The sequence below is a fragment of the Streptomyces sp. NPDC090032 genome (assembly GCF_044748025.1).
Classification (GTDB): Bacteria; Actinomycetota; Actinomycetes; order Streptomycetales; family Streptomycetaceae; genus Streptomyces.
The window spans coordinates 290,037-304,902 of the sequence record NZ_JBIVFF010000009.1 but is presented as its reverse complement, the minus strand read 5'-3'; the positions used below and the strand labels follow the sequence as shown (position 1 = coordinate 304,902).

13 protein-coding genes are annotated in these 14,866 nt (G+C 69.9%); 4 read left to right on the top strand and 9 right to left on the bottom strand.

Translation table 11 applies throughout. The features are described from left to right. Window positions 1–42: 42 nt before the first annotated feature. The 6 genes from ACIPWY_RS24160 to ACIPWY_RS24135 all read right to left on the bottom strand — a co-directional run bounded on the left by ACIPWY_RS24160 (window position 43) and on the right by ACIPWY_RS24135 (window position 7,274). On the bottom strand, window positions 43–1,470 hold the full coding sequence (locus ACIPWY_RS24160) for an NAD(P)/FAD-dependent oxidoreductase (protein WP_393705047.1): 1,428 nt from the start codon (window positions 1,468–1,470) through the stop codon (window positions 43–45). 13 nt (window positions 1,471–1,483) lie between these two features. After that, the gene (locus ACIPWY_RS24155; RefSeq protein ID WP_362908686.1) at window positions 1,484–2,281 is read right to left on the bottom strand and encodes an ABC transporter permease; all 798 of its coding nucleotides are present in this window, start codon (window positions 2,279–2,281) and stop codon (window positions 1,484–1,486) included. Continuing rightward, complete coding sequence (locus tag ACIPWY_RS24150; RefSeq protein ID WP_393705045.1) at window positions 2,281–3,204, bottom strand: ABC transporter permease; 924 nt, start codon at window positions 3,202–3,204, stop codon at window positions 2,281–2,283. The genes ACIPWY_RS24155 and ACIPWY_RS24150 overlap by 1 nt, the downstream gene beginning before the upstream one ends. Then, window positions 3,201–4,358, bottom strand: a complete 1,158-nt coding sequence (locus tag ACIPWY_RS24145; RefSeq protein ID WP_362908688.1) for an ABC transporter ATP-binding protein — start codon at window positions 4,356–4,358, stop codon at window positions 3,201–3,203. The genes ACIPWY_RS24150 and ACIPWY_RS24145 overlap by 4 nt, the downstream gene beginning before the upstream one ends. A 49-nt stretch (window positions 4,359–4,407) precedes the next feature. After that, window positions 4,408–5,661, bottom strand: coding sequence for a spermidine/putrescine ABC transporter substrate-binding protein (locus ACIPWY_RS24140; RefSeq protein WP_362908689.1), 1,254 nt, complete (start codon window positions 5,659–5,661; stop codon window positions 4,408–4,410). 86 nt (window positions 5,662–5,747) lie between these two features. After that, window positions 5,748–7,274 (bottom strand): gamma-aminobutyraldehyde dehydrogenase, encoded by a 1,527-nt coding sequence (locus ACIPWY_RS24135; RefSeq protein ID WP_389547894.1) that lies wholly within the window; start codon window positions 7,272–7,274, stop codon window positions 5,748–5,750. Window positions 7,275–7,480: 206 nt separating this feature from the next. On the opposite strand from ACIPWY_RS24135, the gene ACIPWY_RS24130 reads away from it, so the two are divergent. After that, window positions 7,481–8,068: an NADAR family protein gene (locus ACIPWY_RS24130; RefSeq protein ID WP_362908691.1), complete on the top strand. Its 588-nt coding sequence runs from the start codon at window positions 7,481–7,483 to the stop codon at window positions 8,066–8,068. A gap of 27 nt (window positions 8,069–8,095) precedes the next feature. Here ACIPWY_RS24130 and ACIPWY_RS24125 read toward each other — a convergent pair whose 3' ends face one another. Continuing rightward, window positions 8,096–8,980, bottom strand: a complete 885-nt coding sequence (locus ACIPWY_RS24125; RefSeq protein WP_362908692.1) for a DUF4190 domain-containing protein — start codon at window positions 8,978–8,980, stop codon at window positions 8,096–8,098. Between the two features lie 301 nt (window positions 8,981–9,281). On the opposite strand from ACIPWY_RS24125, the gene ACIPWY_RS24120 reads away from it, so the two are divergent. The 3 genes from ACIPWY_RS24120 to ACIPWY_RS24110 all read left to right on the top strand — a co-directional run bounded on the left by ACIPWY_RS24120 (window position 9,282) and on the right by ACIPWY_RS24110 (window position 11,810). Further along, window positions 9,282–10,364: an adenosine deaminase gene (locus ACIPWY_RS24120; RefSeq protein WP_393705123.1), complete on the top strand. Its 1,083-nt coding sequence runs from the start codon at window positions 9,282–9,284 to the stop codon at window positions 10,362–10,364. Between the two features lie 21 nt (window positions 10,365–10,385). Then, window positions 10,386–11,075, top strand: coding sequence for a glycerophosphodiester phosphodiesterase (locus tag ACIPWY_RS24115; protein ID WP_362908694.1), 690 nt, complete (start codon window positions 10,386–10,388; stop codon window positions 11,073–11,075). Between the two features lie 282 nt (window positions 11,076–11,357). After that, window positions 11,358–11,810: a hypothetical protein gene (locus ACIPWY_RS24110; RefSeq protein ID WP_362908695.1), complete on the top strand. Its 453-nt coding sequence runs from the start codon at window positions 11,358–11,360 to the stop codon at window positions 11,808–11,810. A gap of 72 nt (window positions 11,811–11,882) precedes the next feature. Here ACIPWY_RS24110 and ACIPWY_RS24105 read toward each other — a convergent pair whose 3' ends face one another. Both ACIPWY_RS24105 and ACIPWY_RS24100 read right to left on the bottom strand, forming a co-directional pair. Then, a complete protein-coding gene (locus ACIPWY_RS24105; protein WP_362908696.1) occupies window positions 11,883–13,091 on the bottom strand; it encodes a spermidine/putrescine ABC transporter substrate-binding protein in 1,209 nt (402 codons plus the stop codon). A gap of 182 nt (window positions 13,092–13,273) precedes the next feature. After that, window positions 13,274–14,713: a gamma-aminobutyraldehyde dehydrogenase gene (locus ACIPWY_RS24100; protein ID WP_362908697.1), complete on the bottom strand. Its 1,440-nt coding sequence runs from the start codon at window positions 14,711–14,713 to the stop codon at window positions 13,274–13,276. Window positions 14,714–14,866: the final 153 nt, after the last annotated feature.

The following is a 14,866-nucleotide window of genomic DNA, read 5'->3' as shown; positions in this document are numbered from 1 at the left end:
CATTACGCGGGTTCCGCCCATGAGTTGTTAGTTACGGACTTGTCAGCTGTCGAAGCCGAGGCCCGCCTTGTCCATGGCCTTCAGCCACAGGTTGCGCCGGCCGCCGTTGTCATCGGCGCGCGCCAGGGACCACTTGGTGAGCGCGATCCCGGTGTAGGCGAACGGCTCGGGCGGGAACGGCAGCGGCTTCGTGCGGACCATCTCCAGTTCCGTACGCTCCGTGCGCTCGCCGGAGAGCAGGTCGAGCATCACGTCCGCGCCGAAGCGGGTCGCGCCCACGCCGAGGCCGGTGTACCCGGCGGCGTACGCGACGCGGCCCTTGTGGGCCGTGCCGAAGAACGCCGAGAAGCGGGAGCAGGTGTCGATGGCCCCGCCCCACGCGTGACTGAAGCGCACGCCTTCCAGCTGCGGGAAGCAGGTGAAGAACTGGCCGGCGAGCTTCGCGTACGTCTCGGGCCGGTGGTCGTACTCGGCGCGCACCCGGCCGCCGTACTGATAGATCGCGTCGTAGCCGCCCCACAGGATCCGGTTGTCCGCGGAGAGGCGGAAGTAGTGGAACTGGTTGGCCGAGTCGCCGAGGCCCTGGCGGTTCTTCCAGCCGATGGAGGCCAGCTGGTCGTCGGACAGAGGCTCGGTCATCAGCGCGTAGTCGTAGACCGGGACGGTGTACGAGCGCACGCGCTTGACCAGGGACGGGAAGACGTTCGTGCCGAGCGCGACGTGCTGGGCGAAGACGCGCCCGTAGGGGGTGCGGACCGCGGTCCCGGCGCCGGACGAGGAGAGTTCGAGCGCCGGGGTGTGCTCGTAGAAGCGCACGCCGAGGTCGAGGCAGGCCTGCTTGAGGCCCCAGGCGAGCTTGGCGGGGTGCAGCATCGCGACGCCGCGCCGGTCGTACAGGGCGCCGAGGAAGGTCGGCGAGTCGACCTGTTCGCGGGTGGCTTCCGCGTCGAGCAGCTCGGTGCCGTCGGCGAGGCCCGCCTCGGTCAACTCCTGGTGGAATTCCTGGAGTTCGGTGACCTGGTGCGGCTCGGTGGCCACGTCCAGTTCACCGGTGCGCTCGAAGTCGCAGTCGATGGAGTAGCGGGCGACCGCGTCCTCGATCGCGTCGAGGTTGCGGTTGCCGAGCTCCTCCAGCTTCGCGATCTCGCCGGGCCAGCGGGCCAGGCCGTTCGCCACGCCGTGGGTGAGGGAGGCGGCGCAGAAGCCTCCGTTGCGGCCGGACGCCGCCCAGCCCACCTCCTGCCCCTCGAGCAGGACCACGTCGCGCCCGGGGTCGCGCTCCTTGGCGAGGAGCGCGGTCCACAGGCCGCTGTAGCCACCGCCGACGACGAGCAGGTCGCAGCGTTCGTCGCCGGTGAGCGCCGGCTGGGCCTGCGGCTTGCCGGGGTCGTCCAGCCAGTAGGCCAGCGGCTTGGCGTCCGCCAGTGACTTGATCCAGTCGGTACCACGGTTCATGGCACGTGCGGCCATGATTTCAACTCCCTCAAACTGCCTTGTTCTTACGCTTGCCGACCAGCATCGCGGCAAGGACGAGCAGCACGGCGACGATGAACATCGCCGTACCGATGACATTGATCTGAACGGGCGTACCGCGCTGCGCCGATCCCCAGACGAACATGGGGAAAGTCACGGTCGAGCCCGCGTTGAAGTTGGTGATGATGAAGTCGTCGAAGGAGAGCGCGAAGGCGAGCAGCGCGCCCGCGGCGATGCCCGGCGCGGCGATCGGCAGCGTGACCCGTACGAAGGTCTGGAAGGGACCGGCGTAGAGGTCCTGGGCGGCCTGTTCGAGGCGCGGGTCCATCGACATGACGCGCGCCTTGACCGCCGTCACGACGAAGCTGAGGCAGAACATGATGTGGGCGATGAGGATCGTCCAGAAGCCGAGCTGTGCGCCCATGTTGAGGAAGAGCGTGAGCAGCGAGGCGGCCATGACGACCTCGGGCATCGCCATCGGCAGGAAGATCAGCGAGTTCACGGCGCCGCGGGCGCGGAAGCGGTAGCGCACCAGGGCGAAGGCGATCATCGTGCCGAGGACCGTGGCGCCGATCGTCGCCCACAGGGCGATCTGGAGGCTCAGCGACAGTGAGCCGCACATGTCGGCGACGCCGCAGGGGTTCGTCCAGGCGTCGAGCGAGAACCGCTGCCACTCGTAGTTGAAGCGCCCCTTCGGCTTGTTGAAGGAGAACACCGTCACGATGACGTTGGGCAGGAGCAGATAGCCGAGGGTGATCAGACCCGCGATGACGACGAGATTGCGGCGCAGCCAGCGTACGAAGGGCATCAGACCAAGTCCTCCGTTCCGGACCGGCGGATATAGACGGTGACCATGATCAGGATCGCGGCCATCAGGATGAAGGAGAGTGCCGCCGCCGTCGGGTAGTCCAGGATGCGCAGGAACTGCGTCTGGATGACGTTGCCGACCATGCGGGTGTCGGTGGAGCCGAGCAGGTCGGCGTTCACGTAGTCACCGGCGGCGGGGATGAAGGTGAGCAGCGTGCCGGAGACGACGCCCGGCATGGAGAGCGGGAACGTCACCTTGCGGAAGGTGGTGGCGGGCGTGGCGTACAGGTCGCCCGCGGCCTCGTGCAGCCGGCCGTCGATGCGCTCCAGCGAGGTGTAGAGCGGCAGGATCATGAACGGCAGGAAGTTGTACGTGAGTCCGCAGATCACGGCGAGGGGGGTCGCGAGGACGCGGTCGCCGTCGGTCATGCCGAGCCAGCTCGTGACGTCCAGGATGTGCAGGGCGTTCAGCGTGCTGACGACCGGGCCGCTGTCGGAAAGGATCGTCTTCCAGGCCAGCGTGCGGATCAGGAAGCTGGTGAAGAACGGCGCGATGACGAGGACGAGGACGACGTTGCGCCAGCGTCCCGCGCGGAAGGCGATGAGGTAGGCCAGCGGGTAGCCGAGCGCCAGGCACAGGATCGTGGCGGCGCCCGCGTAGAGCACCGAGCGCAGGAACTGCGGCCAGTAGTCGGCGAGGGCGTCCCAGTAGGTCGCGAAGTGCCAGGTGACCTTGAAGCCGTCCTCCAGGGAGCCCGTCTGGACCGACGTGGACGCCTGGTAGACCATCGGCAGGGCGAAGAAGACGACCAGCCACAGGAGGCCGGGCAGCAGCAGCCAGTACGGGACGAGGCGGCCGCGCTTGCGTGGCCGGCGGGCGGTCTCGGTGACCGGCTCCGCGGGGGTCTTGGTGACGGTCGTCATGCGGCGGCGTCCTCCTCGACCTTCGCGGCGCCCGCCTCGATGTCCTGGGTGGCGTCGAGACCGAAGGTGTGAGCGGGGTTCCAGTGCAGGACGACCTCGGCGCCGGGGGCGAGCCGGCTGTCGCGCTCGATGTTCTGGGAGTAGACCTCGAAGGCGTCGCAGAGCGGGCTGTCGACGACGTACTGCGTGGAGACGCCGATGAAGCTGCTGTCGGCTACGCGGCCGGTGATGCGGTTGCGGCCGTCGGGTATGGAGCCCGCGTCGTCGGCGTGGGTGAGGGAGATCTTCTCGGGGCGCACGCCGACGAGGACCTTCCCGCCGGTGGTGGTGGCGGCCGAACAGCGGGCGGCGGGCAGCACGAGCTTGCCGTCACCGGCCTTCAGGGTGAGGTCCTCGCCGCTGCGGCCGGCGACCTCGGCCTCGATGAAGTTCGACGTGCCGAGGAAGTTGGCGACGAACGTGGAGCCCGGGTTCTCGTACAGGTCGGCCGGGGCGCCCAGCTGCTCGACGCGGCCCGCGTTCATCACGGCGACCGTGTCGGCCATGGTCATGGCCTCCTCCTGGTCGTGCGTGACGTGGACGAACGTGATGCCCACCTCGGTCTGGATGCGCTTGAGTTCGAGCTGCATCTGGCGGCGCAGCTTGAGGTCGAGGGCGCCGAGCGGCTCGTCGAGGAGGAGCACCTTGGGGTGGTTGATCAGGGCGCGCGCCACGGCGACGCGCTGCTGCTGGCCGCCGGAGAGCTGGTTCGGCTTCTTGCGGGCCTGCTCGCCGAGCTGGACCAGGTCGAGCATCTCCCCGACCTGCTTCTTCACGGACTTGATGCCGCGGCGGCGCAGGCCGAAGGCGACGTTCTCGAAGATGTCGAGGTGCGGGAAGAGCGCGTACGACTGGAAGACGGTGTTCACCGGGCGCTTGTAGGGGGGCAGCGCGGTGACGTCCTGGTCGCCGAGGTGAACCGTGCCCGTGGTCGGCTCCTCAAGTCCCGCGATCATGCGCAGCGTGGTGGTCTTGCCGCAGCCGGAGGCGCCGAGCAGGGCGAAGAAGGAGCCCTGCGGCACGGTGAGGTCGAGCGGCTGGACGGCGGTGAAGCCGTTGTCGTACGTCTTGCTGATGCCGGTGAGACGGACGTCGCCGCCGTGGTCGGTCGTCATGGTGAGTCCAAGGAGTCCGGGGGAAGGGGGTGTGGGAGCGCGGGCCGGTTCAGGCCCCGGTGAGCCGGGCGAACTTCTCCTCGAACGACGTCTCTTCCTTGGCGGTCAGCGCGCGGAAGCCGTGCGCCTTGGCCGCCATGGCCTTGTCGGGGACGATCAGCGGGTCGTTCCCGGCCTTCTTGTCGATCCTGGTGAGTTCGGGCTTGACGACGCCGGTGTCGAGGGGCGTGACGTAGTTGATCGCGGCGGCGATCTCCGCGCCGACGGCCGGCTCGTAGAAGTAGTCGATGAGCCGCTCGGCGTTCGTCTTGTGGCGCGCCTTGTTGGGGATCAGCATGTTGTCGGTCGACGTGAGGTAGCCGGCGTCCGGGATGGCGAACCTGACGTCCGGGTTGTCCGCCTGGAGCTGCACCACGTCGCCCGCCCACGCCAGACAGGCCGCGAGGTCGCCCTGGCTGAGGTCGGATATGTAGTCGTTGCCGGTGAACCGGCGGACCTGCTTGTTGTCCACGGCCTTCTGCACGCGCGCGACGGCCGCGTCGAAGTCGTCGGCCTTGAAGTCGCGCGGGTCCTTGCCCATGTCGATCAGCGTCATGCCGATCGTGTCGCGCATCTCGGACAGCAGGCCGACCCTGCCCTTGAGCTTCGGGTCGTCCAGGAGCTGCGAGACGGAGGTGATCTCCTTGCCGCCGGTGGCCTTCACGTTGTACGCGATGACCGTGGCGATGCCCTGCCAGGGGTAGGAGTAGGCGCGGCCGGGATCCCAGTCGGGGTTGCGGAACTGGGAAGCCAGATTGGTGTACGCGTGGGGCAGGTGGGCCGGGTCGAGCTTCTGCACCCAGCCGTAACGGATCAGCCGGGAGGCCAGCCAGTCGGTGAGGACGATGATGTCCCGGCCGGTGTCCTGGCCCGCCGCGAGCTGCGGCTTGATCTTGCCGAAGAACTCGACGTTGTCGTTGATGTCCTCGGTGTACTTGACCGTGATCCCGGTCCGCTGGGCGAAGGTGTCCAGGCTGGGGTGGTGCTTCTTGTCCTTGCTGAGGTCGATGTACTCGGTCCAGTTGGAGAAGTTGACCACCTTCTCCTTCGCCGAGTGGTCCTCGGACGAGACACCGCCCTGGCTCTTGCCCGCGGCGGGAATGCCGCAGGCGCTCAGCGACCCGAGCCCGCCGACGGCGAGCGCGCCGCCCGCGGACGCGCGCAGCAGGGAACGGCGGCTGAGGGCCGCCCTGCCGTTGCGGAAACTGCGCCGCATGGCGGCGAGTTGTGCCGCGGACAGGCTTTCTGGCTCGTACTGCTCCATGCGCGTGGGTGCCCTTTCGGGAGAGGTGGCCGACCGCGCGGGCGGCCGGCCGGCTGCCCGCGGCGGGAGCCGCAGATTGGCTAGGGTCAGTCCCCGAAGATCGTGCGGTGCCAGGCCTTGCGGGCGACCGCGGTGTTGTCGAACATGACGTGCTTGATCTGCGTGTACTCCTCGAAGGAGTAGGCAGACATGTCCTTGCCGAAGCCGGACGCCTTGTAGCCGCCGTGCGGCATCTCGCTGAGGATCGGGATGTGGTCGTTGACCCAGACACAGCCCGCCTTGATGTCCCGGGTGGCGCGGTTCGCCCGGAACACGTCCCTGGTCCAGGCCGAGGCGGCCAGGCCGTAGGGGGTGTCGTTGGCGAGGCGGATGCCCTCGTCGTCGCTGTCGAAGGGCAGGACCACGAGCACGGGGCCGAAGATCTCGGACTGGACGATCTCGCTGTCCTGGGCGGCGTCCGCGATGAGGGTCGGCCGGTAGTACGCACCCTGCTTCAGGTCACCCTGCGGGATGACGCCGCCGGCGACCACGCGCGCGTAGGAGCGTGCCCGGTCGACGAATCCGGCGACGCGGTCGCGCTGCGCGTGCGAGATCAGCGGGCCGAGGTCGGTGTCGGGGGCGAACGGGTCGCCGACCCTGACGCTCTCCATGAGGTCCGCGACGCCCTGCACGAAGGCGTCGTAGAGGGGGCGCTGCACGTACGCGCGCGTGGCGGCGGTGCAGTCCTGGCCCGTGTTGATGAGGGAGCCGGCGACCGCGCCGTGCACGGCGGCCTCCAGGTCGGCGTCGTCGAAGACGACGAACGGCGCCTTGCCGCCGAGTTCGAGATGCAGCCGCTTCACGGTGGAGGTGGCGATCTCGGCGACGCGCTTGCCGACGCCCGTCGATCCGGTGAAGGAGGTCATGGCGACGTCGGGGTGCCCGACGAGGTGCTCACCGGCGTCCCGGCCCGCGCCCGTGACGATGTTGACGACACCGTCGGGGATGCCCGCCTCGGTCGCGGCCTGCGCGAACAGGAGCGAGGTGAGCGGGGTCAGCTCGGCGGGCTTGAGCACGATGGTGTTGCCCGCCGCGATCGCCGGGAGGACCTTCCAGGCGGCCATCTGGAGCGGGTAGTTCCAGGGGGCGATGGAGCCGACGACACCGATGGGCTCGCGCCGCACGTACGAGGTGTGGTCGCCGCTGTACTCGCCGGCGGACTGACCCTGGAGGTGCCGGGCGGCGCCCGCGAAGAACGCGGTGTTGTCGACGGTCCCGGGGACGTCGAACTCGCGGCTCAGCTTGAGGGGCTTGCCGCACTGCAGGGACTCGGCCTGCGCGAGGTCCTCGGCGCGCTCGGCCAGGACGCCCGCGAACCGGTGCATCGCGTCGGACCGCTCGCCCGGCGTGGCGCCGGCCCAGCCGGGGAAGGCCTCGCGGGCCGCGGCCACGGCGGCGTCCACGTCCGCGGTGCCGGCCAGCTCATACGTGTAGACGTCCTGGCCGGTGGCCGGGTCGACGACTGCGTGGGTGTGGCCCGATGTGCCCTTGGTGAGGCGGCCCGCGATGTACTGGGCGCCTTCGGCGAACCGGTCCTGGGCCTGGAAGCGGGTGCTGTTGCCAGGGTTGTGCATTATCGCTCTCCTCCGCCGGAGCCCCGTCCCGCGGGGCCGGCGTAGCTCCAGCTCGATTTGAGTGCCGATCCTGACAGAGGCGATGTACTCCAACAAGTGATTCCGTTGTTGCCTTTTGGTTACGCGACGGAATCTGTCGACCAGGTGTCGAGTCCCCTTCAAAAACCAAGGACGGAGTGTCCGTGGTGCGTGCCAGACTCGCGTGCATGGGGAGGATCGACAAGCTCGACGGGAACACGACCATCCACGATCAGGACTCGCTGGTCAGAGCGGTGGAAGCGGGTGTACGGGTCAAGTACCTGCACTTCTGGGGGCACACACCGCGGGCGGACGGCACGGTCGGGGCGAGCTGCCTCAGCCAGTGGTGGGTCGCGCCGTTCACGGTCGACGGGGTCGAGTACGCGACGGCGGAGCACTGGATGATGGCCGCGAAGGCCCGGCTGTTCGGGGACGCGGAGGCCGAGCGCAGAGCCGTCGGGGCGGCGCATCCCTCGCAGGCCAAGAAGGCGGGGCGCCTCGTGCGGGGCTTCGACGAGGAGATCTGGGCGCGCGAGCGGTTCGGGATCGTCGTCGAGGGCAGCGTGCACAAGTTCGCGGCGCACGCGGATCTGCGGGAGTTCCTGCTCGGGACGGGCGAGCGCTGCCTGGTCGAGGCGAGCCCGCTCGACCGCGTGTGGGGCATCGGACTCGCGGCCGACGCGGAGGCCGCGGCCGATCCGCGACGGTGGCGTGGCCCCAATCTGCTGGGGTTCGCGCTGATGGCGGCGCGCGAACGGCTGAAGGACCGGGCCTGACGGCCCGGTCCTTCAGTCGGCTGTGTCCTACAGGGCGGCGGAGTAGCCGCTGTCGTCGCTGCTGTCGCTGCCGCTCGACGAGTCGCTGTCCGCGATGACGAAGAACATCAGGGCCAGCGCGAGTACCAGTCCGCCGATGCCGCAGATCAGTCCGGCCAGCGCCTGGCCGGGGTTCGTGGCCTCGCCCCGCCTCGCCCTGGCGCGGCCGACGGCGCCGAAGATGATGGCGAGGATGCCGACGATGATCGCGATCGGCCACAGGATGAAGGCGGCGGCCGAGATGATCCCGAGCGTCAGAGCGGCGACGCCCATGCCGTTGGCGGGCTGCGGCTGCATTCCGGGCCAGCCGTAGCCCGGACCGCCGTAGGGCATCGGGGCCGGACCGGTCGCGGCGTGCCGGCCGTAGCCGTACGGGGCGGACGGGTAGCCGTAGTGCATCTGCCCCGGCCCGTCGGGCGAGATGGGCGGCGGGGGCACGGGCTCACCGGGCGGCGCGAAGGGGTTGGCCCCCGTCGCCCAGGGGGCACCGGCCTGCGTCGCGGGGTAGCCCGGGGGCATCGCGTAGGGGGCACCCGGCGGCTGCGCGTGTGAGTGCGCGTGCTGGTGCGGGTGCGGCTGTGGTGCCCAGGGGCCGGGAGCAGGCGCGGCGCCCGGGGAGGGCGCGGCGAACGGGTTGTACGGCTCTCCGGACCCGGCCGGGGAGGAGGGCGCGGACGTCGCGGCGAACGGGTCCACCTGTGTCTCGGCGTGGGACGGGGACGGCGGGGCGAACGGGTTCGCGGGCGCCTCTCCCTGCGACGGCGACGCGAACGGGTCAGCTTGCGCCTCCCCCTGTACCGCCTCCCCTTGTGCAGACTCCCCCGGCACGGCGTCCTGCGGCATCGCGCTCTGCAGCCACGCGGGTTCCGGCACCGCGTCCCCCGGGCCCGGCTCCGTCGGGGCCGCCCATGGATCCGGTTCCCCCTTCCCGAGGGACACCCTGCCCGCAGGCGGATCCCCGGCGCCCCGGTCCCCCGCCCCCGGCTCCGGAGAAGCCGCCGGACCGTTGGTGCCCCCGGCACCCCCGGCCCCCTCAGCGCTCTCTCCGCCCTCTGTACTCTCCGTGCGCTCTATGTCCTCGGACATCGCTCGCTCGTCCCCCTTCTTCTCCCACCCAGACGTCCCGTCATGCTACGGCCGCCGCCAGGTCGCGGGCGGGGCACGCCTACGATGACTGCGACCCATCGATCAGCCGATCACCCAAGTTCCTGGGGAGGAATCCGTGACCGATCTGCATGCCTTTATCGCCGGACTGCCAAAGGCAGAGCTGCATGTGCACCATGTCGGCTCGGCATCCCCCCGGATCGTCTCCGCGCTCGCGGCCCGCCACGCGGACTCCAAGGTCCCGACGGACCCCGAGGCGCTGGCCGACTACTTCACGTTCACGGACTTCGCGCACTTCATCGACGTCTACCTCTCGGTCGTCGACCTCGTGCGCACGCCCGAGGACGTCCGCCTGCTCACGTTCGAGGTCGCGCGGGACATGGCCCGGCAGAACGTGCGCTACGCCGAGCTGACCATCACCCCGTACTCCTCCGTCCGCCGCGGCATCGACGAGTACGGCTTCATGGCGGCGATCGAGGACGCGCGCAAGGCCGCCGAGGCCGAGTTCGGCACGGTGCTGCGCTGGTGCTTCGACATTCCCGGCGAGGCGGGGCTCGAGTCCGCCGAGGAGACCGTGCGACTCGCGACCACCGACTCGATCCGCCCGGAGGGCCTCGTCTCCTTCGGGCTCGGCGGACCCGAAGTCGGCGTGCCGCGACCGCAGTTCAAGCCGTACTTCGACCGGGCGATCGCCGCGGGCCTGCACTCCGTGCCGCACGCCGGCGAGACGACGGGCCCGGAGACCGTCTGGGACGCCCTGCTGCACCTCGGCGCCGAACGCATCGGCCACGGCACGACGTCCGCCCAGGACCCGAAGCTCCTCGCCCACCTCGCCGAGCGCCGCATCCCGCTCGAGGTCTGCCCGACGTCGAACATCGCGACGCGCGCCGTGAAGACCCTCGAGGAGCACCCCATCAAGCAGTTCGCCGACGCCGGGGTCGTCATCACGGTCAACTCCGACGACCCGCCGATGTTCGGCACGGACCTCAACAACGAGTACGCCGTCGCCGCCCGCCTCCTCGACCTCGACGAGCGGGGCATGGCGGCGCTCGCCAAGAACGCGGTGGACGCGTCGTTCCTCGACGCGCCGGGCAAGGCCCGTATCGCCGCGGAGATCGACACGTACACGGACACGTGGCTCGCCGGGGCATGACCGGCTGACCACAATGGGGCCATGCGTACCGTGACTGCCGTGGCCCACCGGGGCGACCCCTACCGCGTCCGCGAGAACACCCTCGCCTCCCTGCGCTCCGCGCTGGAGCGGGGGGCGGACGTGGTGGAGATCGACGTCCGCCTGACCCGCGACGGCGTGCCCGTGCTGCTGCACGACTCCACGCTCAAGCGGCTGTGGGACCACGACCGCCCGCTCTCCGCGCTCTCGTACGACGAGGTGCGCGGCGTCACCGCGGGCGGCGTGCCCACCCTCCAGCAGGCCCTTGGGGTACTGGCCGAGCGGCGGGTGATGGTGGACCTGCCGGGCGCGGACGCGCGCACCGTCCGTACGGTCATCGGCGTCATCCGTGACTGCGGCGCCGACGAGAACGCCTACTACTGCGCGGGCGCGGAGACGATGCTGGCGGTGCGGCGCGCGGACCCCGCCGCCGAGATCGCGCTGACCTGGACGACACTGGCGCCGCCGCGGCCAGGGCTGCTCGAAGCGGTCAGGCCGACCTGGCTCAACTACCGTTTCCCGCTGGTCGGTCGGGAGCTGACGGCCCAGGTGCACCGCCAGGGCCTGCTGGTCTCCGCGTGGACCCCGGACACGAAGTCGGCGATGCGCCGCCTTCTCGACGTCGGCGTCGACTCGATCACGACCAACCGCATCGACGTCCTGTGCGGGCTGCGCGACGTGCGCGGCGCCTGATCCCCAGGGTCTGAGGGACGTGCGGATCCCGGTACGGATTCACGACCGGGACCGCCGCGACCCGTGACCTGTCACGGACCGTGGTCTGCTCCGTCGGCGCGAAGGACGCCAAGGGCGAGGCGGTGAACCCCGTCGCCGAGCGCGTCATCATGGCGGCGATCAAGAGCTGACCAGCCCGTTCGGGCGATGTTAGTCCGTTCGAGTGGCGCATCTCACGCGGCGGCCTTAGCGTCGGACGGGGACCACGGGGCCCAGAGCCCCCCGATCGGCCGGGAGCATACTTTGCGGAGCAACACACTGAGGACGGCGCTCACACTCTGCGCCGTCGCATCCCTCGCAGCAGCCACGGCACCGGCCTCCGCCTCCCCTGCGGCCTCGCCGCAGGGGCAGCGGACCGATGCCCCCGTGATCGTCGACTGCACCTGGCAGGCACAGGTGCGGCCCACCGACTTCCTGCTCGCGTGCGGGGACGGCAACAGCCGCCTCACCTCGCTCAACTGGTCGCAGTGGGGCCCGAACACCGCGGTGGCCACGGGCACGAGCTGGGTGAACGACTGCAAGCCGTACTGCGCCGCGGGCAAGTTCCGCTCGTACCCCGTCACCGTCCGCCTCGACAAGCCGCAGTCCTGGTCCAAGCACCAGGACCGCCAGCACTACACCCGCATCACGCTCACCTACCCGGACAGCCACCCGGAAGCGTTCCGGCCGGTGACGACCACGCCGCTGTGGAACTGACCGGGGACAGGGCTGCCCCGGACAGGAGCGACCGGGTCGGAACCGGCCGAGGGGCCCCGCACAGGCGGCCCCTCACAACCCCGCGATCGCGTTCCACCGCTTGGCGAATTCAGGGCGCTCCTTCGACGTGATGTCGCGGGCGATCGCGAGCCTGCCGCGCATCGTGTCGTCGGGGAAGATCAGCGGGTCCTCGGCGAGGGCCGCGGTGTCCTTGTCCTTGGAGTCGGCGAGGATCTCACGGGCGGCCGGCACGGGGCACACGTAGTTGACCCACGCGGCCAGTTCGGCGGCGACCGCGGGCTCGTAGTAGTAGTCGATGAGCTTCTCGGCGTTGCGCTTGTGGTCGGCGAGGTTGGGGATCATCAGCGACTCGGCCCACAGCTCGCCGCCCTCCTCGGGCACGACGAACTCGATGTCGGGGTCGTCCGCCTGGAGCTGGATGACGTCACCGCTGTAGGCCTGGCAGGCGATGACATCGCCGCTGGAGAGATCCTTGATGTAGTCGTTGCCGGTGAAGCGGCGGATGTGATGGCTCTTGACGAGCTTCTCGACCTGGTCGCACACGCGGTGGAAGTCGTCGGCGGTCCACTTGGTGATGTCGACGCCGTTGCCCTGCATGAGCAGCGCGAACGACTCGTCGAGCCCGGACAGCAGGGTCACCCGGCCCTTGAGGTCGTCGGCCCACAGGTCGGACACGTGCTTGATCTCGCGCCCGGCCCTGCGCTTGTTGTACGCGATGCCGGTGATGCCCGACTGCCAGGGCACGGTGTACTTGCGCCCTGGGTCGAAGTGCGGTGAACGCAGCAGCGGGTCGAGGTACTTGGTGACGTGCGGCTGCCGGGCGCGGTCCATCTCCTGGACCCAGCCGAGCTTCACGAAGCGGGCGCACATCCAGTCGCTGATGACGATCAGGTCGCGGCCTGTCGACTGGTGGTTCATCAGGGACGGGCTGATCTTGCCGAAGAACTCGTCGTTGTCGTTGATCTCTTCGGTGTACTTGATGCCGATCCCGGTGCGCTTCTCGAACGCGTCGAGGGTGGGCCGCTTCGACGGATCGTCGTCGTCGACATCCACGTAGAGCGGCCAGTTGGCGAAGACGAGCCGCTTGTCGCTGCCGGACCGGTCGGTCGCGCCCCGCTCCCCCGGCGCGACGTAGGCGGCGGGCACCCCGCACCCGGAGGCGAGCGCGCCGACCGCCGTGGCCGTGGCACCTCCGCCCAGAGCACGTATCAGGGAACGGCGGGACAGGGACGGCTTGGGGTTCCTCGGGGTCGCTCGCACCTGTGCAGGATGCCCGTGCCCAGCCGGGCCGGACAATGGACGCTGCGTCAAGCCGACGGGGTGAGAGCCGACACACTGTCGATCACCCGGCGTCCACCGTGCAGCAGCGCTCCCCGGACACGCCGCCGCCCCCGCGCGGCCGGAGCCACGCGGGGGCGGGTGGAGCGAATCGGTGCCGGTGCTCAGCCCTCGATCGACGTCATGACGTGCTTGATGCGCGTGTAGTCGTCGAAGCCGTACGCCGACAGGTCCTTGCCGTAGCCGGACTTCTTGAAGCCGCCGTGGGGCATCTCGGCGACCAGCGGGATGTGGGTGTTGATCCACACACAGCCGAAGTCGAGGATCTTGGCCATGCGCATCGCGCGCGCGTGGTCCTTCGTCCAGACCGAGGAGGCGAGCGCGTACTCCACGCCGTTCGCCCACTCGACGGCCTGCGCCTCGTCCGCGAAGGACTGGACGGTGATGACCGGGCCGAAGACCTCGTTCTGGATGATCTCGTCGTCCTGCTTGAGGCCCGAGACGACGGTCGGGGCGTAGAAGTAGCCCTTGTCGCCGACGCGGTGGCCGCCGGCCTCGACCTTGGCGTGCGCCGGGAGGCGCTCGATGAAGCCGGTGACCTGGGCGAGCTGGTTCGGGTTGTTGAGGGGCCCGTAGAGCACGTCCTCGTCGTCCGGCTGGCCGGTCTTCGTGTCGGCCGCCGCCTTGGCGAGGGCCTGGACGAACTCGTCGTGGATGGACTCCTGGACGAGGACGCGGGTGGCGGCGGTGCAGTCCTGGCCCGCGTTGAAGAAGCCCGCCACCGAGATGTCCTCGACGGCCTTGGCGATGTCGGTGTCCTCGAAGACGACGACCGGGGCCTTGCCGCCCAGCTCCAGGTGGACGCGCTTGACGTCCTTGGCGGCGGACTCGGCGACCGAGATGCCCGCGCGCACGGAGCCGGTGATGGAGGCCATCGCCGGGGTCTTGTGCTCGACCATCGCGCGGCCGGTCTCGCGGTCACCGCAGATGACGTTGAAGACGCCCTTGGGGACGATGGAGCCGATGATCTCGGCGATCAGGACCGTGGACGCCGGGGTGGTGTCCGACGGCTTCAGGACGACCGTGTTGCCCGCGGCGAGCGCCGGGGCGAACTTCCACACGGCCATCATCATCGGGTAGTTCCACGGCGCGACCTGGGCGCAGACGCCGATGGGCTCGCGGCGGATGATCGAGGTCAGGCCCTCCATGTACTCGCCGGCCGAGCGGCCCTCGAGCATGCGCGCCGCACCCGCGAAGAAGCGGATCTGGTCGACCATGGGCGGGATTTCCTCGGACCGGGTCAGGCCGGTCGGCTTGCCGGTGTTCTCGACCTCGGCGGCGATGAGCTCCTCGGCCCGCTCCTCGAACGCGTCCGCGATCTTGAGGAGAGCCTTCTGGCGCTCGCTGGGGGTGAGGTCGCGCCAGGCCGGGAACGCGGCCTCGGCGGCGGCCATGGCGGCGTCCACATCGGCGTCGCCGGACAGCGGGGCGGTCGCGTACACCTCACCGTTGGCCGGGTTGACCACCTCGGTGGTCCGTCCGTCGGCGGCGTCCCGGAACTCACCGTCGATGTAATTGCGCAGACGACGCAGCTCGCTGGTCACTGAGGCGGCCCTCCTGGTCGGATGTCCATTGGATGAGATACCACCCTAATCCGTTGCCCCACGGTTTCACACCCCCCCGACCCGCCAGATCTGCGAAATCCGTGAAGTTCGAGCCCTCAAACAACGAATTTCATCGATCGAGGCTTGCGAAAC